The sequence below is a fragment of the Nocardioides mangrovi genome (genome assembly GCF_020073815.1).
Taxonomy (GTDB): Bacteria; Actinomycetota; Actinomycetes; order Propionibacteriales; family Nocardioidaceae; genus Nocardioides; species Nocardioides mangrovi.
This window is the reverse complement of the sequence record NZ_JAIQZJ010000008.1, coordinates 59911-85578: the sequence shown is the minus strand read 5'-3', so window position 1 is coordinate 85578 and position 25668 is coordinate 59911. Positions and strand designations below refer to the sequence as shown.

At 72.8% G+C, this 25668-nt stretch carries 24 protein-coding genes; 4 read left to right on the top strand and 20 right to left on the bottom strand.

The features are described 5' to 3' along the window. Positions 1-9: 9 nt before the first annotated feature. The 3 genes from K8U61_RS14480 to K8U61_RS14470 are packed head-to-tail and all read right to left on the bottom strand — an operon-like array spanning position 10 to position 3482. Positions 10-1479: a glutamine synthetase family protein gene (locus K8U61_RS14480; protein ID WP_224123747.1), complete on the bottom strand. Its 1470-nt coding sequence runs from the start codon at positions 1477-1479 to the stop codon at positions 10-12. After that, positions 1472-2809: a Rieske 2Fe-2S domain-containing protein gene (locus K8U61_RS14475; RefSeq protein ID WP_224123746.1), complete on the bottom strand. Its 1338-nt coding sequence runs from the start codon at positions 2807-2809 to the stop codon at positions 1472-1474. The genes K8U61_RS14480 and K8U61_RS14475 overlap by 8 nt, the downstream gene beginning before the upstream one ends. A gap of 22 nt (positions 2810-2831) precedes the next feature. After that, a complete protein-coding gene (locus K8U61_RS14470; protein ID WP_224123745.1) occupies positions 2832-3482 on the bottom strand; it encodes a hypothetical protein in 651 nt (216 codons plus the stop codon). An 81-nt stretch (positions 3483-3563) separates the two neighbouring features. Here K8U61_RS14470 and K8U61_RS14465 point away from each other — a divergent pair, with 81 nt between their 5' ends. Continuing rightward, a complete protein-coding gene (locus tag K8U61_RS14465; protein ID WP_224123744.1) occupies positions 3564-4274 on the top strand; it encodes a GntR family transcriptional regulator in 711 nt (236 codons plus the stop codon). On the opposite strand, the gene K8U61_RS14460 is transcribed toward K8U61_RS14465, so the two are convergent. Genes K8U61_RS14460 through K8U61_RS14430 form a run of 7 tightly spaced genes read right to left on the bottom strand, consistent with a single transcriptional unit; the run spans position 4266 to position 11619 of the window. Beyond that, a complete protein-coding gene (locus K8U61_RS14460) occupies positions 4266-4853 on the bottom strand; it encodes a cysteine hydrolase family protein (protein ID WP_224123743.1) in 588 nt (195 codons plus the stop codon). The two genes, K8U61_RS14465 and K8U61_RS14460, sit on opposite strands and share 9 nt — an antisense overlap. After that, the gene (locus K8U61_RS14455) at positions 4850-5416 is read right to left on the bottom strand and encodes a cysteine hydrolase family protein (protein ID WP_224123742.1); all 567 of its coding nucleotides are present in this window, start codon (positions 5414-5416) and stop codon (positions 4850-4852) included. The genes K8U61_RS14460 and K8U61_RS14455 overlap by 4 nt, the downstream gene beginning before the upstream one ends. A gap of 22 nt (positions 5417-5438) precedes the next feature. After that, positions 5439-6434, bottom strand: a complete 996-nt coding sequence (locus K8U61_RS14450; protein WP_224123741.1) for an ABC transporter permease — start codon at positions 6432-6434, stop codon at positions 5439-5441. Beyond that, positions 6434-7345: an ABC transporter permease gene (locus tag K8U61_RS14445; protein WP_224123740.1), complete on the bottom strand. Its 912-nt coding sequence runs from the start codon at positions 7343-7345 to the stop codon at positions 6434-6436. Before K8U61_RS14445 ends, K8U61_RS14450 begins: the two co-directional genes overlap by 1 nt. Then, positions 7329-9008, bottom strand: a complete 1680-nt coding sequence (locus tag K8U61_RS14440) for an ATP-binding cassette domain-containing protein (protein ID WP_224123739.1) — start codon at positions 9006-9008, stop codon at positions 7329-7331. The genes K8U61_RS14445 and K8U61_RS14440 overlap by 17 nt, the downstream gene beginning before the upstream one ends. Then, positions 9005-10582 (bottom strand): ABC transporter substrate-binding protein, encoded by a 1578-nt coding sequence (locus K8U61_RS14435; RefSeq protein ID WP_224123738.1) that lies wholly within the window; start codon positions 10580-10582, stop codon positions 9005-9007. The genes K8U61_RS14440 and K8U61_RS14435 overlap by 4 nt, the downstream gene beginning before the upstream one ends. A gap of 20 nt (positions 10583-10602) precedes the next feature. Next, positions 10603-11619 (bottom strand): phosphotriesterase family protein, encoded by a 1017-nt coding sequence (locus K8U61_RS14430; protein WP_224123737.1) that lies wholly within the window; start codon positions 11617-11619, stop codon positions 10603-10605. A gap of 144 nt (positions 11620-11763) precedes the next feature. Between K8U61_RS14430 and K8U61_RS14425 the strand changes: the two genes are divergently transcribed. Further along, on the top strand, positions 11764-12387 hold the full coding sequence (locus K8U61_RS14425; protein WP_224123736.1) for a cysteine hydrolase family protein: 624 nt from the start codon (positions 11764-11766) through the stop codon (positions 12385-12387). On the opposite strand, the gene K8U61_RS14420 is transcribed toward K8U61_RS14425, so the two are convergent. From K8U61_RS14420 to K8U61_RS14410, 3 genes are read right to left on the bottom strand one after another with little or no spacing between them, the layout of a single operon-like run. Then, positions 12356-12847 (bottom strand): RidA family protein, encoded by a 492-nt coding sequence (locus tag K8U61_RS14420; protein WP_224123735.1) that lies wholly within the window; start codon positions 12845-12847, stop codon positions 12356-12358. The genes K8U61_RS14425 and K8U61_RS14420 overlap by 32 nt on opposite strands. After that, positions 12844-14208 (bottom strand): amidohydrolase, encoded by a 1365-nt coding sequence (locus K8U61_RS14415; RefSeq protein ID WP_224123734.1) that lies wholly within the window; start codon positions 14206-14208, stop codon positions 12844-12846. The genes K8U61_RS14420 and K8U61_RS14415 overlap by 4 nt, the downstream gene beginning before the upstream one ends. Further along, positions 14205-15413 carry a M20 metallopeptidase family protein gene (locus K8U61_RS14410; protein ID WP_224123733.1) on the bottom strand — a complete coding sequence of 403 codons (1209 nt, stop codon included), beginning with the start codon at positions 15411-15413 and terminating at the stop codon, positions 14205-14207. The genes K8U61_RS14415 and K8U61_RS14410 overlap by 4 nt, the downstream gene beginning before the upstream one ends. Before the next feature lie 24 nt (positions 15414-15437). Here K8U61_RS14410 and K8U61_RS14405 point away from each other — a divergent pair, with 24 nt between their 5' ends. Continuing rightward, positions 15438-16637 carry a M24 family metallopeptidase gene (locus K8U61_RS14405; protein ID WP_224123732.1) on the top strand — a complete coding sequence of 400 codons (1200 nt, stop codon included), beginning with the start codon at positions 15438-15440 and terminating at the stop codon, positions 16635-16637. A gap of 25 nt (positions 16638-16662) precedes the next feature. On the opposite strand, the gene K8U61_RS14400 is transcribed toward K8U61_RS14405, so the two are convergent. The 6 genes from K8U61_RS14400 to K8U61_RS14375 all read right to left on the bottom strand — a co-directional run bounded on the left by K8U61_RS14400 (position 16663) and on the right by K8U61_RS14375 (position 23154). Beyond that, positions 16663-17442 carry an ABC transporter ATP-binding protein gene (locus K8U61_RS14400; protein ID WP_224123731.1) on the bottom strand — a complete coding sequence of 260 codons (780 nt, stop codon included), beginning with the start codon at positions 17440-17442 and terminating at the stop codon, positions 16663-16665. Beyond that, a complete protein-coding gene (locus tag K8U61_RS14395; protein WP_224123730.1) occupies positions 17439-19160 on the bottom strand; it encodes a dipeptide/oligopeptide/nickel ABC transporter permease/ATP-binding protein in 1722 nt (573 codons plus the stop codon). The genes K8U61_RS14400 and K8U61_RS14395 overlap by 4 nt, the downstream gene beginning before the upstream one ends. Continuing rightward, the gene (locus K8U61_RS14390; RefSeq protein ID WP_224123729.1) at positions 19153-20214 is read right to left on the bottom strand and encodes an ABC transporter permease; all 1062 of its coding nucleotides are present in this window, start codon (positions 20212-20214) and stop codon (positions 19153-19155) included. Before K8U61_RS14390 ends, K8U61_RS14395 begins: the two co-directional genes overlap by 8 nt. 35 nt (positions 20215-20249) lie before the next feature. Further along, entirely contained in the window at positions 20250-21821 is a 1572-nt protein-coding gene (locus K8U61_RS14385) for an ABC transporter substrate-binding protein (RefSeq protein ID WP_224123728.1), read from the bottom strand. 113 nt (positions 21822-21934) lie between these two features. Beyond that, complete coding sequence (locus K8U61_RS14380; RefSeq protein ID WP_224123727.1) at positions 21935-22387, bottom strand: cytidine/deoxycytidylate deaminase family protein; 453 nt, start codon at positions 22385-22387, stop codon at positions 21935-21937. Then, positions 22384-23154 (bottom strand): amidohydrolase family protein, encoded by a 771-nt coding sequence (locus tag K8U61_RS14375; protein ID WP_224123726.1) that lies wholly within the window; start codon positions 23152-23154, stop codon positions 22384-22386. Before K8U61_RS14375 ends, K8U61_RS14380 begins: the two co-directional genes overlap by 4 nt. 58 nt (positions 23155-23212) lie before the next feature. Here K8U61_RS14375 and K8U61_RS14370 point away from each other — a divergent pair, with 58 nt between their 5' ends. Then, entirely contained in the window at positions 23213-24241 is a 1029-nt protein-coding gene (locus tag K8U61_RS14370) for a phosphotriesterase family protein (RefSeq protein ID WP_224123725.1), read from the top strand. On the opposite strand, the gene K8U61_RS14365 is transcribed toward K8U61_RS14370, so the two are convergent. After that, positions 24231-25658, bottom strand: coding sequence for an amidase (locus K8U61_RS14365; protein ID WP_224123724.1), 1428 nt, complete (start codon positions 25656-25658; stop codon positions 24231-24233). The two genes, K8U61_RS14370 and K8U61_RS14365, sit on opposite strands and share 11 nt — an antisense overlap. Positions 25659-25668: the final 10 nt, after the last annotated feature.

Genomic DNA, 25668 nt, shown 5'->3' with positions numbered 1-25668 from the left:
GTCGCCGGCTCAGAAGAGATCGGCGTACTCCCGCTGCTCCCAGTCGGACACGTGGGCCAGGTAGCGCTCCCACTCGGCCCGCTTGATCCGGGTGTACCAGTCGACGACGGTGTCCCCGAGCCCGGCGCGGAAGGCGGTCGACGACGCGAGCGCGTCGACGGCCTCGCCGAGGGATCGCGGCAGCCGCGGGGCGGTGTCCTCGTAGGGGTTCTCGGTCGGCGGGCGCAGGTCGAGGCGACGGCTCAGGCCGTCCAGGCCGCTGACGACCTGGGCGGCCACGTAGAGGTAGGGGTTGGCGGCCGGCTCGCCGCTGCGGTTCTCCAGACGGGTCGCCGACGGGTCCGCGGCCCGGACCGCGCGGACCATCGCACCCTTGTTGTCGAGGCCCCAGGCGATCCGGTCGGGGGCGAGCGAGTAGGGCTGGTAGCGCTTGTAGCCGTTCACGGTCGGGGTCGTGAACGCCGCGGCGGCCGGTGCGTTGGCGAGCAGGCCCTCGAGCCACGAGCGTCCGGTGACCGACAGCGCCTCGTCGCCGCCGTCGGGGTCCGGCACGAACGCCGCCCGTCCGGTCGCGAGGTGTCGGAGCGACTGGTGGAGGTGCCAGCCGGTCGACGCGCTGGCGGCGCCCTGGGGCCGCGACATGAACGTGGCGTGGTAGCCGAGCCGCCGGGCGATCTGGCGGATCGCCGTCCGGCAGACCACGACGGCGTCGGCCGTGGTGGCGGCGTCGGCAGCGTCGAGGGTGAGCTCGATCTGGCTGGCGCCGAACTCGAGCTCGAGGGTGCGCACCGGAAGGTCGAGCGCGGTGAGGCCGGAGTAGAGGTGCTGGACGACGTCGTCGAGCCCGTCCAGCGTCTCCTCGTGGAGCAGCTGGGAGCCGGGCGTCGTCGGATCGCTGTCGCCACGGAAGAGGTGGAGCTCCAGCTCGGCGCCGACGGTCATCGCGTAGCCGCGCTCGGCGAGCGCGGCGAGCTGGTCGCGCAGGAGCGAGCGGGTGCAGAAGGGGACGGCCGAGCCGTCGGGGAAGCGGACGTCGCAGAGGATCCAGCCGGTGCGCTCGGCCCAGGGCACCACGCGGAAGGTCGTCGGGTCGGGCACCAGCACGACGTCGCCCGCGCCCGAGAAGCCCTCCACGCCGACGCCGACCTCGGAGCGGAAGACGGGGAAGACCGACGAACCGGACGTGTCCTTGAGCAGGAGCGAGCTGGGGGCGGTGATGCCGTTGCGCAGGGCGCCCGCGAGCGCGGCGCGGGCGACGGTCTTGCCGCGTACGATGCCGTGCTGGTCGACGAAGCCGAGGCGCACCATCTCGATGCCGAGCTCGTCGACCACGCGGCGCAGCTGGGCGGCTGCGGCGTACTGCCGCTCGGACCAGAGGTCGTGGACGTCGACGAAGCCGCCCCGGTCGCTGCTCAGCATCGGTCGGGCGCTGGCACCGCCGCCGGCCTCGGCGACCGGCCGCTCGTCGACGTTACGCATCCACGGGCTCCTCGGACTCCACGGTCGCCCGGTGCCACGGCGATGCGGCGCGGCGCTCGGCCTCGCTGGCCAGCCAGCGCTGCTCCCAGCCGTCGTGGTCGGTGACGAGGTCGACCGCGTACGGGCCGACGAGCGCGGCCGCCTCCTCCTCGGAGACGGGGTGCGAGGGGAGCGGACCACCGGCGGCGAAGGTGTCGAGCGCGCGCAGGAGCAGGCGGCGGTTGGCGGTGACGGCGCGGTCGGAGACGCCGAGCCGCTCGAGGGTGCGGTCCTGGATCGGGCCCATGCTCTCGACGGCCCACTGGTCGTGGACGTTGATGTCGAGGCCCATGCCCGTGTAGGTGAGCTCCTGCTGCTCGCGTGCGTCGAAGCCCCAGTTGTTGGAGCGGTTGCGCAGCGGCCGGTAGTCCGGGAGCGAGACGCCCTCGAGCCGCTGCTGCAGGAGCGTCTCCTGGTCGGTGGGCTCGGCGAAGTCGTAGAAGATCATGTACCAGTAGTGGTGCTCGTCGTCGATGGGCACGTGCCACTGGGTGAAGACCTTGCTGTTGCCGAAGGGCACGACGAAGGCGTTGGGGAACATCAGGTTCGTGACGCGCACGTGCCGCAGATGCTCGGTGAGCTGACGGATCGCGAAGACGCGCAGGCCGTGGTCGACGGTCTCGACCTCGATGTCGGGACGGAAGTGGTCCCCGACCAGCTTCGACAGCTTCTGCCCGGTCCCGGCGACCTCCTCGCTGAACTGCTGGCCGTAGACGTCGCGCGGGTCCTCCTGGATGAAGCGGTGCAGGAAGGAGACGTGGCTCGGGTCGATGCCGCCCTCGAGACCCTGGAGCCAGTTGCACTCCCACAGCCCCTTGAAGGCGAAGGTGTACTGCTCCGGCGCCGTGAAGCAGTCGTAGTGCGGGAACGGCGGCGGGTCGCCAGCGCCCAGGTAGGCGAAGACGAGACCGTTGCGCTCGACGCAGGGATAGCTGCTGATCCGCACCTTGTGGAGGAACTGGCTGTGCTCCGGCTCGGCCGGCTGCTCGACGCAGCGACCCTCCCCGTCGTACAGCCAGCCGTGGTAGAGGCAGCGCAGGCCGCCGTCCTCGAGCCGGCCGTAGGAGAGGTCGACGCCGCGGTGGGCGCAGAAGCGCGAGACCAGGCCCCAGCCGTCGGGCCTCTTGAAGAGCACCAGGTCCTCGCCCATGATCCGCACGGCTTTGACCGGACGGTCGCTCGGCATCTCCGAGACCAGCGCCACGGGCTGCCAGTAGGAGCGCATCAGCCGGCCCAGCGGGGTGCCCGGCCCGGTCTGGGTGAGCCGGTCGTTGTCTTCCTTCTTCAGCACCTGCGGACTCCTTCGGTGGGTGTCAGGCGGTCGCGGGGAGGACCATCGCCGCCATCAGGCCGACCTCGACGAGGCCGGCGAGGGCGAGCACGCGGCGGGAACGGGCCCGGTGGCCGGACGCGCGGACGACCCGCACGGCCAGGACGGTCACGATGACGACGACCCCCGCCAGCACGCCCCACCAGAGCCAGCCCGGCACGTCGGCGGCGGCGTGGCTGCCGGCCATGTCGTGCATGCCGCTCATGCCGGTCATGCCGGTCATGCCGCTCATGTCGGACATCCCGGCCGCGTCGTGCATGCCGTGCAGGTCGGCCGCGCCGTCCTCGGCAGGGGTGGCGCTCGCGGCCGAGGGCAGGGCGAGCAGCGCGACCAGCGCCGCCACCACGCCCCACGAGTGGCCGGCGCGCCGACCGCTCGGCGCGAAGACCCCGGCGGCGACCGCCGCCAGCGCGACCAGTGCCGCCCAGACCGCGCCCGGCAGCAGGCCGGACCCGAGCAGGCACGTGTCGACCATCGCCAGCAGCACCAGGGCGGGGCACGCCACGTGCAGCGGATGCCAGTCGTGGGACCGGGCGACGAGGACGAGGTGGACGGCACAACCGACCACCATCGCGGCTCCCATCAGCAGCACGGCGACGCCTCCTCTTCGAACTATTGGATCCAAAGAGTACATGTTCGGATCCTTCAAGCGCCACGCCGTATCCTCCGCTAGAGTCCGGACACGCACCGCCGCGCGACATCGAGAGGGGACGGGATGCCCGACCAGGCAGACGAGGAAGCACTGTCGCCAGCGACCCTGGTCGACGACCTGGCCGCCAAGATCCGCGACCTGATCATGGCCGGCGAGATCCCCATCGGCGGGCAGCTGCGCCAGGCCGACCTGGCCGCCACCTTCGGGGTCAGCCGCACCCCCGTGCGCGAGGCGATCCGTCAGCTCCAGAGCGGCGGCCTCATCGCCGTGCACCCCAACCGGGGCGCGGTCGTCCGCGTGCCCGCCCCGTGGGAGGTGCGCGAGGCCTACGAGGTCCGCGCCGAGCTCGAGGCGCTCGCGGCGCGCCGCGCGGTCTCCCGGATCACCCGCGAGCAGCTCGACGAGCTCGAGGTCAGCAACCGGGAGATGTACGAGCACTCCGCCGCGCAGAGCGCCGGCGAGCAGGCGCCCACCCACCGGCGCGCCAACGACGCCTTCCACACGCTCATCACCGAGATCTCCGGCAACGCCCGGCTCGGGCGCACGATCGAGGACCTCAACGGCGCCTTCCCACGCAACGTCTCCTCGCAGCTGATCGTCACCGACAGCCGGCACCGCGACGAGAACTTCGCCGAGCACGAGCGGATCGTCGCCGCGCTGCGCGCCGGCGACGCCGACGCCGCCGCCGAGGAGATGCGCGTGCACGTGATCAAGGCCGGCGACGCGCTGGCCCGCTGGTACGAGCAGCGCTCCTCCACGGTCTTCTCAGGCTGAGACCGCCCCCTCGGCCGGCGCGAGCCAGGCCAGGACCTCCTCGGACGTCACGAGGGCACCGTCCTGGAGCTGGGCGATCATCAGCAGCGCGTCGTCGTGGGCCTGCCGCGACGAGCCCGAGACGACGTCCGAGACGACGCTGATCCGGAAGTCGCGCTGATCGGCGTCCATGGCGGTGTAGAGGATGCAGATGTCGGTGAAGCCACCGATGAGGACCAGGCTGTCGACGGCGTACTGCTTGAGCACGATGTCGAGCTCGGTGGCGAAGAACGACGAGTAGCGGCGCTTGCGGACGTGGTGCTCGGTGGGCAGCGGGTCGAGGCCGTGGGCGATCTCGGTGTCGGCCCACCCCTCGATGCAGTGCTGCCCCTCCGAGCCGTCCAGCTCCCGGCCCATGTCGGTCAGGTGCGGCTTGTGGACCTCCTGGATCCAGACGACGGGCAGGTCCGCGGCGCGACAGCCGGCGACGATCGCCTTGGCCTTCTCGAGCTGGTCGGTGGCGTACGCCGAGGTCGACGACGACAGGTCGCCGCCCTGGAAGTCGACGACGACGAGCGCCGTCCGGCCCTGGGTGTTCATGCGGTCTGCTCCTCGGGGGTACGGCGGCCGGCGAGCCACGTCTCGACGGCGGCGGTGGTGACGAGCGCGTCGCGCTGGAGGTACTTGATGGCGCGCAGGGCGGCCTCGTGGAGCTCGGGGTTCGTGCCCGTGACGAGGTCGGCGACGCAGCGGATGTGGTGGTCGAGCTGGTGCGCGTCGACCAGGCTGTAGTGCACCGAGACGTCCGTGGTGCCGCCGGCCAGCAGGACCGTCTGCGCGCCGTAGCCGTGCACGACCAGGTCGAGCTCGGTGCCGTAGAAGGCCGAGTGGCGGTGGCGGCGGACGACGTACTCCTCCGGGCGGTCGGCGAGGCCCGGGGCGGCCGGGACGGAGGCCGCCGGACCGGTCATGGTGCGGGCGAAGACGACCGGGACACCGGCGTCGCGGCAGCCGGCGACGAGCGCCTCGACCCGCGCGACCTGCGCGTCGTGGTCGGGACCGGGCGCCACGTCGAGGACGACGAGGACGACCTCGCCGACCGGCGTGAGGTCGGCCGACGGGGTCCAGTCGAGGACCTGGAGCGGCGAGAACTCCTGGGGCACGGGGATTCCTTCCGGGGGTGGGTCAGCTGAGGCGGACGCGCGGGTCGATCGCCGCGAGCGCGATGTCGACGAGCGCGTTGATGACGACGTAGAAGGCGCCGAGGAGCAGGCTGATCGTGGCGACGGCATTGGTGTCGGCGCGGTCGATGGCCATCACGAGGTACTGGCCGAGCCCGTTCCAGGAGAAGATCTGCTCGACGACGACCAGGCTCGACAGCATCATCCCGAACTGGACGCCGAGCATGCTCAGGGCGGGGCTGGCCGCGTTGCGGAGCCCGTGGCGCCGCAGCACGCTGCGCTCGGACTCGCCCAACGACCGAGCCGTGCGCGCGTACGCCGACCCGATGCTGGTGCTGAGCCCGTCGGCCAGGACCCGCGCGAGCGCCACGCCGGGGCCGAGGCTCGCGGCGAAGGCCGGCAGCAGCAGGTGCTGCAACGCGTCCCACGAGTAGGCCAGGTTGCCGGTGAGCAGGCCGTCGAGCACGTAAATGCCCGAGAGCCCCTCGCTCGGGCCGTACGACGTGCGTCCCGAGACGGGCAGCCAGCCGAGCTGGACGAAGAAGATCAGCACGCCGGCCGTCGCGACGAGGAAGGCCGGCGCGCTCGCCGCACCCAGCAGCGTGAACCGGACGATCCCGCCGAAGCAGCCGGGCAGCGCGTAGACCCGGGCGAGCACGACCCCGATCACCACCGAGAAGAGGAGCGTGGCGATCGCGAGCTCGAGCGTGGCGGGCAGCCGGTCGGCGAGCTCGGCGCGCACCGGGCGACGGGTGCTCAGGCTCATCCCGAGGTCGCCGTGGAGCAGCCGCGAGACGTAGTCCCAGAACTGCACGGGCATCGGGTCGTCGAGACCGAGCTTCTCGCGCATCGCCGCGACGGCCGAGGCCGAGGCGTTGTTGCCGAGGTAGGAGCGCACCGGGTCGCCGCCGCCGTACCGGCTGAGCACGAAGACGAGGATCGAGAGGCACAGGAGCACCAGGACCAGCGATCCCAGGCGCCGTACGGCGAAGCGCAGCATCAGGCCCCCGTTCCACGCAGCAGGCTGCGCAGCGCGTCGCCGGTGTAGGTGAAGAGCAGCGAGAGCAGCCCCACCGCGATGCCCGGGATGACCGCGATCCACCAGGAGCCGAGGATGTACTGCATGCCGGAGGAGGCCATCAGCCCCAGCTCGGGCGCCGGCTCCGGGGACCCCAGCCCGATGAAGGCGAGGCCGGCGAGCATCGCGATGACCCCGCCGATGTCCATGCTCGCGGTGACCACGACCGTCGGCAGCACGGACGGGACGACGTGGCGCCGCACGAGCGTGAGGCCGCGGGTGCCGCTGAGCCGGGCGGCCTCGACGTGCGGGCTGCTGGCGACCCGGCGCACCTCGCCGCGGGTCAGCCGCGCGTAGAGCGGCCACCAGATCACCGCGATGCCGATCATCGAGCTGCTCAGGCTGGGGCCGAGGCCCATGGCGACCGCCATCGCGACGATGGTCGCCGGGAAGGCGAGGAAGAGGTCGGTGAGTCGCATCAGCACCTGGTCGACCCACCCGCCGGCCATCCCGGCCAGGGTGCCGAGCGCCAGGCCGAACACCGCACTGCCCAGGGTGACGACGCAGGCGGCGTACAGGCTGGTCCGCGCGCCCTCCACCACCCGCGTGGCGATGTCGAACCCGAGGTGGTCGGTGCCCAGCCAGTGGCCGGCGCTGAAGGGCGCCAGGTCGGGTGGACCGGAGACCGTGATCGAGCTGTACGGCGAGAGGGCCGGACCCAGCAGGGCGACCAGGACGACGACCCCGAGCAGGGTCAGCGCGACGACCGCCCCGACCGGGCGCGCTTCGTGCCCACGTCGACCGGGCCGGCTCGGGAGCGGCAGCATCCGCCGGCGCGCCGGCGCGGCCGCCGTGGGTGCGGGCACCGTCGTCGCGTCAGGGGAGGACGGCATCGAGCAACCTCCTGCCGTAGGCACTGGTCATGGAGTCGGAGAGGTCGCCGGCGTCCACCCGCTCGACGATCCGGCCGTCGCTGATCACGTCGACCCGGTCGGCGATCACCCGCGCGGCCGCCAGGTCGTGGGTGACGAAGAGGATCGAGAGGCCGAGCTGCTGGCGCAGCAGGTTGAGGAGGTTGAGGACGGTGCACGCGACCGACACGTCCAGGGCGCTGGTGGGCTCGTCGCAGAGCAGCAGCGCAGGCGGGACGACGACGGCGCGGGCGATCGCCACCCGTTGGCGCTGGCCGCCGGACAGCTGACCGGCCTTGCGCCGGAGCACCTGGTCGGGGTCGAGGGCGACGCGCTCGAGGGCGAGCCGGATGCGGGCCGACCGCTCCGCATCCGTGAGACCGGTGCCTTCGGGGGTGTTGCCGAGCCGCTCCAGGAGCAGCTGCTCGACCGTGCGCCAGGGGGTGAGCGAGGCGCCCGCGTCCTGCGGCACCACCTGCACCCCGGCACCGCCGCGGTCGTCGATCACGACGTCCCCGCCGTCGGCCTGCTCGAGCCCGGCGGCGATGCGGAGGATCGTGGACTTGCCCGACCCGCTCTCGCCGACCAGGGCGACGCTCTGCCGCGGCTCGACGGTCAGGTCGATGCCGTGCAGCACCTGCTTCTCGCGCGAGCCGAGCAGGCCGCCGGTCCGGAAGCTCTTCGTCACGGCCACCAGCTCGAGCGCCGGTGGTCGTCGACGTTCGGGCTCGGGTGCCGCGAAGGAGGCCCAGGTGAGCTCGCCGGCGCTCCAGCGACGGGTCAGGCTCTCGGGCTCCGGCTGCGCGAGGCCCTCGGACATCGACGCGACGACCGTCGGCTCGGGCGGTCCGACGGGGCGGGCCCGGTCGGTGTCGAGCGTGAGCCGCGACGCGACGAGGCGGCGGCTGTACTCGTCCTGCGGCGCGTCGAAGACCTGGGCCGACGGGCCACGCTCGACGATCCGGCCGTGCCGCATGACGGCGACGTCGTCGCACATCGTGCGCGCCACGCCGAGGTCGTGGGTGACGAAGAGCAGGCCGCAGCCCAGCCGGTCCTGCTCGCGGCGCAGCAGGGAGAGGATCTGGGCCTGCACGCTGACGTCGAGCGCCGTGGTCGGCTCGTCCGCGACCAGCACCGCGGGCCTGCGGGCCAGCGCCATCGCGATCATGACCCGCTGCCGCATGCCGCCGGAGAGCTGATGGGGGTAGGAGCGCAGCACCACCTTCGGCTCCCGGATCTCCACCTCCTCCAGCCACCGGAGGCTCTCCTGCTTGTCGCGGGTGACCCAGGTGAGCATCCGCCCGACCGTCATCGTCGGGTCGAGGGAGGCCATGGGGTCCTGGAACACGGTGGTGACGAGGTGCCCGCGCACCTGGCCCCATCCGCGCTCATCGCCGGGGTCGAGCTCCCGGTCGGCGATCGCCACGACGCCCTCGGTCGCGACCTGCTCCTCGCGGGTCAGGAGCCCCTGGACCGCGAGGCCCAGGGTGCTCTTGCCCGAGCCGGACTCGCCGACCAGGCCGAGGCACTGGCCGGGGGCGACGCGCAGGTCGACGTCGGCGGCCGCCACGACCGGACCGCCCTTGGTCAGGTAGCGGACGGTGAGGCCGTCGACGCGCAGGGCCGGCCGGTCCGTCCGGGTCACGACTCGGGGTGCAGCAGGTCGAGGTCGAGGACCCCGGTGATGACCGGGTTCCAGGAGTCCTCGACGCCGCCGACGTCCTTCTGCGTCACGACCGTGCCGAGGCTGGTCGCGACCGAGTACCAGTACGCCGACTCGCTCACGAGCTCGGCCGCCTGACCGTACTTCGCGATGTCGTCGTCCTCGACCGCCTCGCCGAGCAGCTTGGTCGCCTCGGGCACCTCGGCGCCGAAGAGGTCGAGGCCGCCGTCCGGGGTGTAGAAGACGTAGCCCCACGAGTCGGGGTGCGCGGTGTCGGGGAAGCCGGAGAAGAAGGTGATGTCCGGGGCGTCGGCGCCCTTGGCGAGCGCGGAGTAGTAGGTGCCGGAGCCGAAGCTGACGCTCTTGGCGTCGATCCCGGCGCCGTTGAGGGTGGCCGCGAGGTGGTCGCTCAACGACTTGCCCGACGGGCTCGACGCCGGGTAGCCGATGGTGATCGTCTTGCCGGACAACGCACCGTCCGCCAGCGAGGCGAGCGCCCCCGAGTCGTACTGGATCACCTGCTGGTCCACGTCCGAGGGCAGCAGGTTCTTCGGGAAGACCTCGGTCGTCGGCTCCGCGGTGCTGCCCAGCGACGAGGTGGCCAGGTCGGCGAAGTCGATGCCCGAGACGAACGCCTTGCGGGTCGCGTCGTCGCCGAGCGCCGCGCTCTGCGGGTTCACGAACATCGTCGGCGTCTGCATGCTCGAGAAGGCGTACGTCGCGAGGTCGGAGTCCTGGGTGAAGTCGTCGTACGTCGTGTCGTCGGCGTAGCCGATCACCGCGTCGAGGTCGCCGCTCTTCATCTGGAGCTGGACGGTGGACATGTCGGCGACGACCGGGAAGTCGATCTCGGAGTAGCCCGGCTTCGTGCCCCAGTAGTCGTCGTAGGCATCGAGCTCGTAGGAGACGCCCTCGTGGAAGTCACCGTAGGTGTAGGGGCCGGTACCCGCGTCGTGGCTGTCGAACCAGTCGGTGCCCTGGTCGCTGACCGGGTGCTCCTTCAGCGCGGTCGGGCTGATCATCTTCGGCCCGAACGGCGAGGCGAGCAGTGCCAGGAAGGAGCTGTTCGGGTACTTCAGCGTGATCACCACCTCGTCGTCCGAGGGCGTGGCCACCTTCTTGACGCCCGCGACCATGTACGACGGCCCCTCGCCGACGTCGGTGCGCCGCTGGAAGGAGGCCGCGACCGCGGCGGAGGTGAAGGGCGTGCCGTCGTGGAAGGTCACGCCGTCGCGCAGGGTGAACGTGAAGACGGTGTTGTCGTCGTTGGCCGACCAGTCCGTGGCGAGCACCCCCTCGAGCTCGGGGTCGGCCTGGCCCGGCTTGTAGGCGAGCAGGCCCTCGTAGGCGCTGTTGACGAGGTTGAGCTCGGGCCCGTCGTACGCCGTGTCCGGGTCGGGCGTCGAGATGCCGCCGAGGAACGCGACCTTGAGGGTGGCGCTCCCCGAGGACGGGGTGTCGGCGTCGGCGCCGGGCGTGGCGCCACCGGAGCAGGCGGTCAGGGCGGTCAGCAGCGCGACCGCCGAGGCGGAGAGGGCGAGAGGACGCAGGGACACGGTTCGGCCTTTCGGGTGGATCAGGGACGGTCGAGGAGCCGGCGGGGGTTGCCGACGGCGATGGTGTGGAGCAGCTCGACGTCGTTGTCGGCCAGGCGGAGGAGTCCGGGGAGGATGCGGCGGAAGAGGTGGTCGTAGCCGTTCCCGCCGTTGCGCTTGAGGTTGGTCTGGCTCCAGACGTCGGCGCCGACGACGAGCTGGCCGGCGTATCCCTGCTCGATCAGCCAGGCGACCATCGCGAAGCGCTCGGGGTCGGTCGGGTTGCGCAGCGAGGGGTCGCCGTAGAGGAAGTCCGAGCCGAACGTGTCGTAGGCGAGGACGGCGCCGCGGCGGGCGACCTCCGCGTGGTAGTCGGGGTCGAAGCGCTCGTCGAGGTGGCCGACGATCACCCGGTCCGGTGCGACGCCCTCCTTCTCGAGCACGTCGAGGGCGTCGAGGCCGACCTGGCCGCGGAAGGAGCAGTGCACCGACACCGCGGCGCCGGTCTCGGCGGCGGCGATCCCGCAGGCCCGCAGCACCCGCCACTCCGCGTCGGTGACGGGATGACTGGTCCCGATCTCGCCGAGCAGCGCGGGGAGGATGCCGGTGCCGTCGATGCCCTCGGTGAGGTCACGGACCAGTCCCTCGGCGATCGCGTCGACCTCGGCGGTCCGGATGTCGGTGGGCATCGTCTCCTCGACGTACCAACCGGTGCCGACGCAGACGTGCACGCCGCTGCGGCGCGAGATCTCCGGGAGCTCCTCGAGCCGGCGACCCATGCCCGGCAGCGTCAGGTCGACGACGGCGCTCGCACCCGCTGCCCGCGCGTCGGCGAGCTCGGCCACGGCGACGTCGGGGTCGTCGAGCACGAGGTTCTCGGGGACGGCGAGCGCGTTCCAGCGCAGGTAGCCCATCGTCTCGGGCCCGATCGGCCCGGGCGGCGGCGGCTCGACCGGCGGCTTGGCCCAGATCCGCAGGTCGCTGAGGAGGTGCTCGTGCATGGACGTCGGCCCCAGGTCCTCCGGGGCGATCGGGCCCAGCACGGTGTGGATCGGCATTGACGTCCTTCGGCGGTCGACGAGCGTGGATCCAATCTAGGCCGCTTGGGATCACATCCGGCGGGCGCCACCGAAACGTCATCTGCTTGTAACAAGTGGATCCAAAGTCAAAGGCTTCGCATCCACAGGTCTATCATGCGGTCCATGACCAGCACTCCGGCCGGGGCCCCCGCGGTCGTCGGCACCGCCGTCCTGATCGTCGTCGACATCCAGGGCGGGGACGTCCCGAGCGACGAGTCCCGCTCCGAGATCCCGACCATGGGTGGCCGCGCCGAGCGGGCGGGCCGGGTGGAACGGCTGATCGAGGAGTGCCGCGCGCACGGCGTCCCGGTCGTCTTCATCCAGGAGGTGCACAAGCCCTCGCTGGTCGACATCGGCCGCGAGCTGGACGGCGCCGAGGGCCCGCACTGCGTCGAGGGCTGGCCCGAGACCGAGCTCGCGCCCTGGGTGCGGCCGCTGCCGGAGGAGTTCCTGATCCGGAAGCGCCGCTACTCCGCCTTCTTCGGCACCGAGCTCGAGATCGTGCTCAAGGCCTACCGCGCCGAGACCGTGCTGCTGATCGGCGGGCTCACCGACGTCTGCATCCACTACACGGCGGTCGACGCCCACCAGCACGACTACCGGGTGCGGGTGCTCACCGACTGCATCGGCGGGTCCAGCCAGGAGGCCCACGACGCGGCCCTCACGGCGATCGCCTACCTCCAGCGCGACGCCCTGGTCACCGCCGACGACGTCTTCAGCTGGCTGGAGACGCTGCCTCGGCCGTGACCACGAGCTCGACGCAGTTCCGGCCGGCCAGGCTGGGGACGCCGACGGTCGCGCGGGTGGCGACGCCGGCGGGTCCGAAGACGTCGACGAAGACGTCGCTCGCGGCCTGGCCGACGAGGTGGTGCGCGTCGAAGTCGGACGTCGCGGCGACGTGGCAGAGCAGCTGGACGAGCCCGGCGACCTCGTCGAGCGAGCCGACGGCGAGCCGCAGCATGCCGAGCACGTTGGTCGCCGCCCGCCGGGCGGCCTCGCACCCCTGCTCGACCGACACGTCCGCGCCGAGGTGGCCCGGGTGCAGCACGACACCGTCGCGCGACTCGGCGGTCATGCCGCCGAGGAAGACCAGGCTCCCCACCCGGTGGAACGCCTTGACCGTGCCGAAGCGGCCGCCGTACGGCGGGTCGGCGTAGTCGGGGATCACCAGCCCCAGCTCCGTCACGCGCTGCTCGGCGGTGCTCACGCCGACCACACCGTCTCGCCGCCGACCACGGTGCGCAGCACCCGCAGGTCGCGCAGCTCCATCGGGTCGATGGTCAGCGGGTCCCGGTCGAGCGCCACCCAGTCGGCGAGCAGGCCAGGAGCGAGGACGCCGTACCGGCCCTCGGCGAAGGCGGCGACCGCGGCCTCGCGGGTGTACGCCGCCAGCGCCTCCTCGACGGTGATCGCCTCGGCGGGATCGAGCGGCTCCTCGCGGTCGCGCACCCGTCGGGTGACGGCCGACCACATGAGCTCGCGGGGATCGAAGGGGAAGTAGGGGCCGTCGGAGCCGAGCGCGACCCGGACGCCGGCGTCGAGCCAGGAGCGCAGCGCGCACATCCGCTCCGCCCAGGGGCCGAGCAGCTCGGCGAGCGCGGCACCGTTGCGGAGCATGATCGACGGCTGCGCCGCCATCACCACGTCCAGCTCGGCCGCGCGCCTCATCGAGGCCGCCGCCGTCTCCAGGTAGCCGTGGATGATCTGCCACTGCCGGCCGCGGATCGACGCGACCCGGTCCGCGGCGGCGTAGCACTCGAGCAGCCGCTCGACCGCGAGGCCGCCGACCGCATGGACCCCGACCGTCCAGCCACTGCGCGCGCAGTGGTCGAGGAGCCGCTGGAAGGCCTCGGTCGGGATCCGCTGGACGCCCGGCTCCCCGGTGTCCGGCCACGGGTCGCGCAGCAGGGCCTGGCTCTTCATGCCCTCGCCGTCGAGGTAGACCTTGATGCCGCCGACGCGCAGCCGGTCGTCGCCGAACCCGGTGCCGAGACCGACGTTCTCCAGCCGCACGATCGCGTCGTCGACCCCGCTGCCCTCCGGCTGGCCGACGTCGACGTACGGCATCGCGACCACCCGCAGGGTGAGCAGGTCGCGGCGCCAGCACTCCTGGTAGCCCGCCAGCTCGTCGCGCGTCGCGGCCGGGTCGATCACCGCGGTGATGCCGAGCTCGTGGAGCGCCGGCTGGAAGACCCGCATCCCCTCGACCCGTTGCTCGAGCGTCGGCGGCTCCTCACCCCACTCCGCCTCGAAGCCGAGCTCCCGCATGCTCGCGACGACCGTGTCCGCGTCGTGCGGGCCGGGCCCCAGGTCGTGGATGACCTTGAGACCGCCCCGCAGCAGGTGCAGGTGGGTGTCGATGAAGCCGGGCAGCACGCAGGTCTCGCCGAGGTCCTCGACGGGAGTGCCCTCCGGACAGGCGGCGAGCACCTCGGCGCGAGTGCCGACGGCGACGATCGTGTCGTCGCGCACCGCCATCGCCTCGGCGGTCGGCCGCTCGGGGTCCATCGTGCGCAGCCGCCCGACGACGACGCGGTACGACGGGGGCGGGATCGGCGAGCCGGTCATCGGGCGAGGTCCTCCAGCTTGGCGTGGGCGAGCGTCGCGAGGAGCGCCGCACCGTCGGGCAGGGCGGCCTCGTCGAAGACCGCGCGGGGGTCGTGGTTGGACGGGGCCGCCTGCGGGTCCGCCCCGGCGGGGGTCGCGCCGAGGAAGATCATCGCCCCCGGCACCTCGGCGAGCACGCGCGAGAAGTCCTCGGAGGCGGTGCTCGGCTCGGTCAGCGACTCGTAGCTCCCCGGGCCGAGCAGGTCCTCGGTGACCCGGGCGGCGAACGCGGCCTCGGCCGGGTCGTTGACCGTCAGCGGGTAGCCCGCGACGTACTCGATCTCGACCTCCACCCCGTGCGCCCGCGCGACGCCGTGCAGCGTCTCGTGGATCGCCTCGGTCAGCCGCGCCTCGTTGGCGTCGGAGAAGCGGCGCACGGTCGCCTCGAACTGCGCCGTGTCCGGGATGATGTTGCGCCGCGTGCCCGCGTGCACCACGCCGACGGTGAGCACGACCGGGTCGAACACGTCGAAGCGGCGGGTGACCATCGCCTGGAGCGAGGTGATCATCTCCGCCATGGCCACGATCGGGTCCCGGCCGCGGAACGGCGTCGAGCCGTGGGCGCCGACGCCGCGGACGGTGACCGTCAGGCCGTGGGAGGCCGCGAGCAAGGGGCCGGCCCGGCCGGTCACCCGGTGCAGCGGGACCTCGGCGGCCGAGACGTGGGTGGCGTACGCCGCGTCGGCGCGCCGGCCGGCGGCGTCGAGGACCCCCTCGCGGACCATCACGCCCGCCCCGTCGTACCCCTCCTCGCCGGGCTGGAACATGAGCACGACGTCGCCGCGGAGCCGGTCGCGGTGCTGGTGCAGCAGCCGGGCGGCCCCGACCAGGCTCGCGGTGTGGAGGTCGTGACCGCACGCGTGCATCGCGCCGTTGACCGCCGCGAAGCCGAGGCCGGTCTTCTCCTCCATCGGCAGCGCGTCCATGTCGCCGCGCAGCAGCACGACCGGCGCGCCCTCGGCCGGTCGTCGGCCGCCGCGCAGCACGGCGGTGACCGAGGTGGCGCCCGTGCCGGTGGTCACCTCCAGCCCGAGGCCGTCGATCGCGTCGAGCACCGCCGCCTGCGTGCGCGGCAGCTCGAGGCCGACCTCGGGCTCGCGGTGCAGGCGGCGGCGGAGCTCCACCAGGTCGTCGGCGAGACCGCGAGCGTCGTCGAGCAGGTCCATGACCCCGACCATATAGTACGCAATGTGATCCAGATTGGATCCACTCACGTTCCGGACGCGCTGCCCTTCCCCGTCGAGGAGTACCGCGACCGGCACACCCGGGTGCGCGCGGCCATGACCCGGCGCGGGCTCGACGTCCTGGTCGTCACCTCGCCGGCGAACCTCTGCTGGCTCACCGGGTACGCCGCGAGCTGGTACCCGCCCCGCCTCCCCGTCTCGCTCCTCCTCCATCGTGAGGCGCCCGAGCTGGTGATCGCCGACTGGAGCCGGCATCGCGACTACGTACCGCTGGTCGCGCTGCACGACGAGCTCGAGCTGCTCGACGACGGCCGGGCGCCCGCACAGGTGGCCACCGCCCTGGACCGACGCGGCTGGCTCGGCGGCCGGGTCGCCCTCGAGTGGCACGAGACCACGCCGGTCCCGGGGACGATGGTCGCCCTGGCCGACGAGCTCCGCTCCCGGGGCGCCGCCCTGACCCGCGGCGACCGGCTGGTCGACGACCTGCGCCTGGTGAAGTCCGAGGCCGAGCTGGCCGTCGTACGCCGGGCCGCGTCGATCCTCGACGACGCCTTCGAGGCCCTCGCCGGGCTGCTCCGGCCCGGCGCCACCGAGCTCCAGGTCGCCGCGACCCTGTCCTCGCTGCTCGCCGAGCGCGGGTCCGAGGTCCCGGCCCAGCACCCGCTCGTCTCCTCCGGCCCGACCGCCTGGGCCGATGTCCACGCCTTCCCGTCGGCGCGGGTGATCGAGCGCGGCGAGATCGTCTCGGTCGACGCCTGCGCCGTCGTCGACCGCTACCACGTCAACCTCCAGCGCACCTTCGCGCTCGGCCACTGGGACCAGCGCGCCGCCGACTACCTGGACGCCGGCCGGCGGGGCCAGGGGGTGCTCTGCGCGCGAGCGGTTCCGGACGCCGCGCCCGCTGCCGCGCTGGCCGCGGCGCAGGCGACGGTCGCCGAGGACGTCCCCGCCGACCACACCTGGTGGGTAGGGGGCTACTCGCTCGGCGTCTCCTTCCCCCCGAGCTGGACCGGCCACCGCTACCTCTCCGACGACGGGTCGGACGGCCTCCGGCTCGCGCCGGGCTACGTCACCAACTTCGAGACCATCACGGTCGTCCCCGACAGCGGCGCCGAGGCGTCCGCGATCGACACGCTCGTGATGACGACCTCGGGTCTCACCCCGCTGTCCCGGCTGGCCCGGGGTCTGTGGCGGCTGGACGGCTGACCCCGCACCTCCGGCGGGGCGGCCGTCAGCCCAGGCTGAAGCCCGGTGCACCGGGATCCGCGTCGAGCAGCTGCCGGGTGTACCAGTGCCGCGGGTCGGCGTAGATCTGCTCGACCGGGCCGGCCTCCACGACCTCGCCGCGGTACATCACGGCGACCACGTCGCTCACCCGCTGCACGACCGCGAGGTTGTGGGAGATGAAGACCATCGTGAGGCCGAGACCGGCCTTGATCTCCGCGATGAGGTCCAGGATCTGCGCCTGCACCGAGACGTCGAGGGCCGAGGTGATCTCGTCCGCGATCACGACCGACGGCTCCACGATCAGGCTGCGGGCGATCGCGACGCGCTGGCGCTGGCCCCCCGAGAACTCGTGGGGGTAGCGGCCCATCGCGTCCGCAGGGAGCCCGACCCGCTCCAGCCACGCGGCGATGCGGTCCTCGTGGCGGCGGACGCTCGCGCGGGCCGGGTCGAGGGCCTCGGCCAGGGTCTGGCCGATGGTGCGCCGGGGCGAGAGCGAGGAGAAGGGATCCTGCGGGACCATCTGCACGCGGCGCCGGTAGTCCTGGGCCGCTCGCCTGCTGCGGCGACCGAGCCGGCGGACGTCGGTGTTCGCGACGACCACCTCGCCCGCGTCGGGTTCGACGATGCCGACCAGGACCTTGGCGAGGGTGGACTTCCCCGAGCCGGACTCGCCGACCACCCCGACGGTCTGCCCGGTCTCGAGCCGGAGGGACACGTCGTGCAGCACCCGGGTCGAGCCGAAGGAGACCCCGAGGTCGACGACGTCGATCATCGGGCCGCTCATCGGTCCGCCCCCTCGACCTCGGGCCGCGACGTGTGCACGACCGGGGTCGCGGCGAGCAGCTGGCGCGTGTACGGGTGCCGGACGGCCTCGGTCGTCATGTGGGCGACGTCGTCGATGGTCTCCACGATCCTTCCGTCCTTCATCACCAGCACGCGGTCGCACAGGGCCCGGACCACCCCGAGGTCGTGCGAGATGAAGAGCACCGACGTACCGGCCGTCGTGTTCATGCGCTTGATCAGGCCCAGCACCTCCCGCTGCACGGTCACGTCCAGGGCCGTCGTGGGCTCGTCGGCGACGAGCAGCTCCGCCCGGGTGCTCATCGCCGAGGCGATCATCGCCCGCTGCTTCATCCCGCCGGAGAGCTGGTGGGGGTACTGCCGCATCCGTCCCTCCGGGTCGGTGAGGAGGACGTCGCGGAAGTGGCCCACCAGGTTCTCCCGCGCGTCCCGGCGCGACGAGCCCAGCGTGGAGGTGAGGACGTCGGTGAGCTGGTTGCCCAGCGTCAGCGCCGGGTTGAGAGCGGTGCCGGGGTCCTGGTAGACCATCGCGACGCGTCGGGCGAGCTCGGGGCCGGGGACCCGGCCGAGCAGGTCCGCCCCGGACAGCTCGACCCGGGCGGCGGTCGCGGTGAGACCCTCGGCGAGCAGCTTCGAGACGACCGAGGCGGTGACCGACTTGCCCGAGCCGGACTCCCCCACGATGCCCAGGATCTCGCCGCGCCGGATCCGGAGCGACACGTCGGAGACCAGGTCCCGACCGCTCGCGTCGTGCCGGACGGTCAGGTGGTCGACGGCCAGGAGGACGTCGGCCTCCAGGGGCTCCGCCGCCGCGTCCGCCCGCCGCACCAGCCGCGACCGCGACGTGTTGGTCCGGGGGTTGGCGGCGGCGGCCAGCCCGTCGCCGACGAAGAGCGCGGCGAGGGACGCGAAGACGAGGGCGACCGACGGACCCACGATGAGGACGGGGTTGGTGTAGATCTTCGACGCGCCCTCGTTGAGGAGCGCGCCCCAGTCGAAGGCCGGGCTCTGCGCGCCCAACCCGATGAAGGAGAGCCCCGAGAGCTCGACCAGGGCGCCGGCGAAGGCCTGGGCGACCAGGATGAGCTGGGGCTCGGCCATGTTCGGGATCAGGTGCCGGACGGCGATCCGGCCCGGTGGAACGCCCATCAGCCGCGCGGTCACGACGTACTCCCGGGCCGCCAGGCCGGCGACCAGGTTGGCCGTCAGGCGGGCGAAGCCGCCGGCGTTGGCGATGCCGATCGCGACCACGGCCGGCCCGAGGCCCTGCCCGAGGACGGCGGCGACGATGATCGCCACGAGGAGCGTGGGGTAGGAGACCCAGAACTCGATGAGCCGCAGCCCCACCTCGCGGACGCGTCGCGGAGCGAGCCAGGTGGCGACGCCGAGCCCGATGCCCAGGACGGCGGCGAGGGCGGTCGAGAGGGTCGCGGCGATGAGGGTCTGCCGGGTGGCCACGAGGGTGCGGGCGAGCATGTCGCGGCCCAGTCCGTCGGTGCCGAGTGGGTGCGCGCCGGTCGACCCGGAGTTGGCGTCGCCGCTCAGGCCGGTCGCGGCGTCGTGCAGCACCAGAGGCGCGACGACGGCGACGACCACGAGCACCCCGAGCATCCCGTAGCCGAGGTAGAGCAGTGGCGACCGGCCACGGCGACCGCGGGCGGCCGCGGCCCGCCGTCGGGGGAGAGCGACGGGCTCAGCCACGGCTGTCTCCCAGCGTGCGGGGGTCGAGGATGCCCAGGACGATGTCGATGACGAGCGTGAAGAGCAGCGAGATCGCGCCGATCACGAAGACGGCGGCGCGGATGACCGGGTAGTCCTTGAACTGCGCGATCGCCTGCACCGTCGTGGTCCCGAGGCCGGGCCAGGCGAAGACCGCCTCGACGATCAGCGCGGAGCCGAGGAGGGCGGTGAGGATGATGCCCGACAGGGTCAGCGCGGTCGTGAGGACGTTGGGCATCATGTGCTTCGCGTAGAGCCGGAGCGACGGGAGCCGCCAGCCGCGGGCGCTGCGCATGTAGTCCTGCTCCAGCACGACCGCGACCTCGCGCCGGGTGATCCGTGCGACCGACGCGATGCAGCCGAGGCTCAGCGCCGCGACGGGCAGCACGGCCGACTCCCCCAGGCCGTAGGCGGGCGAGTAGGCCGGCGGCAGCCAGGCGAGCCAGACCGCGAAGACCGCGATCAGCAGCGTGGCCTGGACGTAGGCCGGGACCGACGCGACGAGGCCCGCCCCGACGTTGAAGAGGTGGTCGAGCCACCGGTGCCGGTCCCCGCGGGTGATGATGCCGACGGCGGCCCCGATGGCGAGGCCGAGGACCAGGAAGACCACCAGCGACGCGAAGGCGATCGTGATCGTGTAGGGCGCCGCCGCGCGGACGAGGTCCAGCGCCGGCATCTGGTAGTGGAACGAGGTGCCGAAGTCCCCGTGCAGCACGCCCACGACGTAGTGGAGGAACTGCTCGGGCAGGGGTTCGTCGAGCCCGAGCTCGACGCGGACGGCGTCGACCTGCGACTGGCTCGCGTCCTCCCCCGCGATCGCGGCGGCCGGATCGCCCGGGATGAGCCGCACGATCACGAACGTGACCACGACGAGCAGGGCGAGGTTGACGACCAGTCCGACGAGGCGGCGTACCAGGAACCGGCGCCACGCGCCGGCGAGGCTGCTCGCCCGGGGCTCCCGGGAGGCCGCCGATGGCGGCCCCCCGGGCGCTCCTGGACCGGACGGCGCGATGCTCGCGTCGACGGAGCTGTTCATCCGACGTGCCTCCTGCCTCGTCCGGTCCGGCGTGCTCAGCTGGTGATGCGCATCGACGAGATGTCCCAGTAGCCGGAGAAGACCGACGTGGCGAATCCGTCGCGGGCGATCACGTAGTGCGTGTCGGTGATGAGCGGCACCATGTCGGCGCGGGTCAGGATCGAGGTCTGCGCCGCCTCGAACTCCGAGCACTGCGTGTCCTCGTCGGAGGCCGCGAGCGCGGCCTGGAGGTGCTGGTAGCCCTCGGTGTTGTCGGCGCCGCCGATGTTGCGCCCGCCCTGGTCGGAGGTCGGTCCGACGTAGGTCGCGATGGTCTCGCTCAGCGGGTTGCTGACCGAGGTGGCGTTGAGCGCGATGTCCCACTTGTCGGGCTCGGTGCGCATCTGCGTCTGCCACTCGGCGGCGTCCGGCGTGGAGACCTTGACGGTGGCGCCGGCGGCGCGCAGCGCCTCGGCCAGGTAGTCGATCGCCGGGTCCCAGTTGGACATCGCAAGCAGGCGGATCGTGGTGCCCGAGAGCTTCGCCTCGGCGGCGTCGACGTCGACTCCGGGCAGGATGGACGAGCCGTCGATGGTGCACGAGACGGTCGACGGGTCGACGCTGGTCAGCGACGTACCGAGGCCGTCGAGGCCCGCGGAGTTGAAGCCGTCCGGATCGATGGCCTGGGCGACGGCGGTGCGCAGGTCCTGGTCGTCGGCGAAGAGGGCGCCCGGGTGCTCGTTGAGGATCAGCGTGTACGCCGAGCTCGGCATCGTCACGTAGGTGTAGCCCTTGCCGCTGGTGAAGCGCTCGGCGTTGGAGTCGTAGAAGCGGGTGACGTCGATGCCGCCCGAGGTCAGCAGGTTGGCGCTGGTGTTGGAGTCCGTGGAGACGGTGATGTTGATCGTCTTGGCGGGCGTGCCCGTCACGTCGGACCAGTCCGGCCAGGCGTCGTAGTCGTCACGCAGCGTGTAGGTGGCGCTCACGCCGGCCTTGAGGCCGGTGAGCGTGTAGGGGCCGGACCAGGCGCCGTCGACCGTGCCCTTGGCGAGACCCTTGGGGTCGTCGAGGCCGGCCGGGCAGATGATGCCGGACGTCGCGTTGGTCAGGCCGGCGAAGAGCTCGGAGTAGGGCTCGCTGAGGCTGACGGTGAGCGTGCCGGCGTCGTCGTCCGGGGTGAAGGTCGGGGTGCCCGACCCGAAGATCGAGATCTTGTTCGTCGCCGCCGAGGAGTTCTTCGACGTGGCGAGGTAGTCGAGCGACGCCGCCACCACGGAGGGCGTGATCGCGGTGCCGTCCGAGCACGTCGCGTCGTCGCGGATGTCGAAGGTGTACTCGGTGTTGGAGTCCGCCTTCCAGGAGGTCGCCAGGCCGCCGATGTAGCCCGACGACTCCCCCTTGCGCAGGAGGGTGTCGAAGCCCAGCCGCGCGACGTCGGTGTCGGCGTCGGCCGAGGCCTGGGACGGATCGAACACGGTGGGTGCGTACCAGAGCTCGGTGTTGATCGTGCCGGTGGCGGCGCCGCCACCGCCCGACGTCAGCGGTGAGTCGCTGCTGGAGCAGGCGCTCAGCACGAGGCCGACGGCGCCGGCGAGCGCCAGGCCGGCGACGGTCTTCTTGACGGTCACGTGGTCTCCTCAGGGGTTCTGTTCACGACGGGATGCGCGGGGTGGGGCCGCACGACCAAAATAGGATCCAATGTGAGTCAGTATGCATCCAGTCGTGTTTCCTTTGGATTACATCACCAGATTCGCTCGTACTTCGCCGGCAACAGGTCCGCCGCCGGCAGCGCGACGACCTCCTCGCCCCGGCCGACCCAGACCCGGGCCCGCGGCCAGTAGTCGGTGACGAGCTCGGCGCACACGCCGCAGGGCTCGATGACGTGCCAGGTGCCCCCGGGGCGTCGCAGCACGCTCACGATCGCCTCCACGCCCGACCCGTCGCGGAGCCCGGCCCCGGCCGCGATCGCGTTGCCGGCCGCGACGCCCTCGGCGCAGACGGCGCTGCGCCGGGCCGAGCCGTCGACGTGCAGGCCGGTCACGACGCCGCCGTCGGCGAGCCGCCATGCGGTGGCGACCTCGTGCCGGCCCTCCCGGTACCACTGTCCGAGCAGCTCGCGGGCGACGCTCATCAGCTCGGCGTCCGCGTCGCCCATCGCGGCGGGACGGGCCAGCGGCGGGCGCGGCGTGCTCACGCGTCGACCTCGATCCGCAACAGACGCGCGATGTTGAGGCCCTCGACCAGCGCCCGGTCGCCCGCGTCGGGGATCGCCTTCGCGATCTTGAGCCGCTCCAGGTCGAAGTCGGAGCCCGGCCACTCCGAGCCCATCAGGATCTTCTCGCCGCCGAGGCGGGCATACGCGCGCTTGACGTCGGCCATCAGCGTCGCACTGGTCTCGAGGTAGACGTGGTCGCGGCGCTCGGCCACGATGATCGCCTCGGGGACGTTCCACACCGCACCCATGTGGGCGATGATCGTCGGCACGTCGGGGTGGCCCTGGGCGATCTCCTCGATCGCGAAGGGCGCGCAGAAGGCGTCGTCGAGCGCGTTGATCAGCACCGTCATGCCGTGCCGGGCGCAGGCCCGGAAGACCGGGTCCAGCAGTCCGTGATCGGCGACGTGGTAGCCGTGCATGCTCGGGTGGAGCTTGAGACCGCGGATCCCGGCCTCGGCGAGCCGGTCGATCTCCGCGAGCGCGTCGTCCGCCTGGGGCATCACCTGGCCGAAGCCGATGAAGCGGTCCGGGTGCGCGTCCTGCATCCCGATGATGAAGTCGTTCTCGATGCGCTGCGCCAGCGAGCACACCATCGCCATGTCCACGCCCGCGGCGTCCATCCGGTCCAGGATCCGCCGTGGGTCGAACGGCGTGTGCGCGGGCGGCTCCTCGCCGGGCCGGACGCCGGTCAGGTAGTCCGACCGCCCCCGCACGTCCTGGGTCGTGTTGTACGCATCGATGATCACGCCGCTCACCTCTCGCCGTTCAGATTGGATCCCTAGTTAATGATTTAGGATACATCTCATGATCGAGACGGTCCTCGGCCCCATCCCCGCCGCGCGGCTCGGCCGCGTCTCCACGAACGAGCACGTGCTGGCCGACAGCACGGTCCTGCTCCGGCCCACCCGCGAGGGCGGGCGGCTCGAGGGCCCGGTGCGGCCGGAGATCCTCGGCGACCTGAGGTGGAGCTGGCTCTCCCTGGCCGACAACCTCACGCTCGACTCCACCGACGACGCCGCCGACGAGCTGCGGCTCGCGGTCGACGCCGGGCTCGGCACGGTCGTCGAGGCGACCTCGCACGGCATGGGACCACGGCACGCCGACCTGCCCGCCGTCTCCCGGCGCAGCGGGATGACGATCGTCGCCGCCTACGGCAGCTACATCGACAAGACCCTTCCGGCCTGGTGGCGCAAGCGCAGCGAGGCGGCCCTGGAGGACGAGTTCCGGGCCGCCCTCGAGACCGCGATCCCCGGCACCGACTTCCGCGCCGGACTGCTGGGGCTGCTCGGCACCAGCGCCGAGATCACCCCCGCCGAGCTGCGCACCCTGCACGCCGCCGGGCGTGCCGCCGCGGCCACCGGGAGCTCGGTGAGCATCCGGCTCGACGCCGCGGCGCGCCGCGGCCCCGAGGTCGCCGACATCCTGACCGCGACCGGGCTGGCCCCCGAGCGGATCCTCTTCTGCAACATCGACAAGGTGCGCGAGCTGGCCTACGTCACCGAGATCGTGGACCGGGGCGCGGTCGTGGAGTTCGCGTTCGGCAGCGAGAACCACTTCGGCGACGACGCCCGCGATGCCAACGACGACGACCGGATCCGCTTCCTGCTCGACCTCCTGGCCGCGCGCCCCGACTGCCCGATCACCCTGTCCTGCTCGGTGTGGACCAAGGGACAGCTCACCCGACACGGCGGCATGGGCTACGCCCACGTCCTCCGGCGCGTCGTCCCCGCGCTCGCCCGCGCCGGGGTCGCGGCCGAGCGCCTCGACGACATGCTGGTCGGGCGCCCCGCCCGGCTCCTGGACCGCCCGGCGGCGCAGGAGCTCAGGGCTTGATGGCCGTCGGCGCCCGGCCGACGTGGCCGAGCACCGACTCGACGGTCATCCCGATCGCGAGCAGCCGCGCGTCCCGGCGCGAGGCGCCGAGCAGCTGCATCCCGACGGGCAGGCCGGCCTCGGTGAAGCCCGCCGGGGTCGCCAGGACCGGGTGTCCGGTCACGGTCAGGCGGCACGCCGCGCGCTGCCACAGGAAGTAGCGGTCGAAGACCACCCCGTCGACCTCGGGCACCCACTCGAGGTCGGCGTCGGGCGCGGCGACGGGGGTCGCGGGGTAGATCACCGCGTCGACCTCGGTGAGCACCTCGGCCGTCCGGCGGAAGATCTGGGTCCGCTGCGCCAGGGCCGCGGCGTACTGGTCCGCGGTGAGGGCCCGGCCCTCGCTCACGTTGCGCAGGTAGTCCTCGCGGAAGCCGCTGCGACCCTCGCCGAGCCGGGCGGCGCCGTCGGTCCCGAACCCGAACATCTCGATCGCCTGCCAGCACTCGTCGGCGCCCGCGAGGTCGGGCTCCAGGTCGACCACCTCGACCCCGGCGGCCTCGAGCAGCTCCCGAGCCCGGCGGAGGACCGCGCGCACCTCGGGGTCGATCGGCAGGCCGCCCACGTCCGGGCTCCAGCCCAGCCGCAGACCCTCCGGGGCGGGGACGTCGGCACCGAGGAAGACCTGGGTGTCGGGGACCCAGGACAGCGGCGCCCGGCGGTCCGTCCCCGAGATGCCGGTGAGCATGAGGGCGAGGTCGGCCGAGTCGCGCGCCATCGGACCGAGCACCCCGTGCGGGTCCCAGCCGTTGCCGAGCCGGCCGGTCGGCACGGTCCCGGGCGTGGGCCGGAGCCCGACGACGTTGCAGAACGAGGCGGGGTAGCGGATGCTGCCGCCGCTGTCCGAGCCGTCGGCGATGGGCAGCATCCCGGCCGCGAGCGCGGCGCCGGCGCCGCCGCTCGACCCGCCGGCGTGCCGGGTCAGGTCCCAGGGGTTGCGGCACACGCCGCGCACGGGGTTGAAGGTGAGGGTGCCCAGCCCGACCTCGGGCGTGTTGGTCTTGCCGATGATCAGCGCACCGGCGCGGCGCAGGTTCTCGGCGAGCACGCTGTCGGTGACGGCGGGCGGCGCGTCGAGGTAGGCGGCCGAGCCGTGCGAGGTCGGCAGCCCGGCGACGTCGATGAGGTCCTTCACGCCGGTCGGGAGTCCGTGCAGCGGGCCGACCGGGTCACCGGCGGCGACGGCACGATCGGCCTCGTCCGCCATCCGCATGGCCTCCGCCTCGGGCACCATCGACACGAACGCAGCGAGGTCCGGCTCGACCTCGGCGATCCGGTCGAGGTGGGCGCGCATCACCTCGGCGGCCGAGATCTCGCGCCGGGCGATGCCGGTGGCCAGGTCGCGGGCGCTCCGGCGGTGGAGGGGCGTCTCGCTCATCGGGGGGTCC

Coding starts and splice junctions, on each gene's coding strand:
- K8U61_RS14430 (WP_224123737.1), bottom strand. CDS start 11,619: ATGCCGATCCACACCGTGCTGGGCCCGATCGCCCCGGAGGACCTGGGG.
- K8U61_RS14480 (WP_224123747.1), bottom strand. CDS start 1,479: ATGCGTAACGTCGACGAGCGGCCGGTCGCCGAGGCCGGCGGCGGTGCC.
- K8U61_RS14450 (WP_224123741.1), bottom strand. CDS start 6,434: ATGCTGCGCTTCGCCGTACGGCGCCTGGGATCGCTGGTCCTGGTGCTC.
- K8U61_RS14370 (WP_224123725.1), top strand. CDS start 23,213: ATGATCGAGACGGTCCTCGGCCCCATCCCCGCCGCGCGGCTCGGCCGC.
- K8U61_RS14400 (WP_224123731.1), bottom strand. CDS start 17,442: ATGAGCGGCCCGATGATCGACGTCGTCGACCTCGGGGTCTCCTTCGGC.
- K8U61_RS14460 (WP_224123743.1), bottom strand. CDS start 4,853: ATGAACACCCAGGGCCGGACGGCGCTCGTCGTCGTCGACTTCCAGGGC.
- K8U61_RS14445 (WP_224123740.1), bottom strand. CDS start 7,345: ATGCCGTCCTCCCCTGACGCGACGACGGTGCCCGCACCCACGGCGGCC.
- K8U61_RS14410 (WP_224123733.1), bottom strand. CDS start 15,413: ATGGACCTGCTCGACGACGCTCGCGGTCTCGCCGACGACCTGGTGGAG.
- K8U61_RS14390 (WP_224123729.1), bottom strand. CDS start 20,214: ATGAACAGCTCCGTCGACGCGAGCATCGCGCCGTCCGGTCCAGGAGCG.
- K8U61_RS14465 (WP_224123744.1), top strand. CDS start 3,564: ATGCCCGACCAGGCAGACGAGGAAGCACTGTCGCCAGCGACCCTGGTC.
- K8U61_RS14365 (WP_224123724.1), bottom strand. CDS start 25,658: ATGAGCGAGACGCCCCTCCACCGCCGGAGCGCCCGCGACCTGGCCACC.
- K8U61_RS14470 (WP_224123745.1), bottom strand. CDS start 3,482: ATGTACTCTTTGGATCCAATAGTTCGAAGAGGAGGCGTCGCCGTGCTG.
- K8U61_RS14425 (WP_224123736.1), top strand. CDS start 11,764: ATGACCAGCACTCCGGCCGGGGCCCCCGCGGTCGTCGGCACCGCCGTC.
- K8U61_RS14415 (WP_224123734.1), bottom strand. CDS start 14,208: ATGACCGGCTCGCCGATCCCGCCCCCGTCGTACCGCGTCGTCGTCGGG.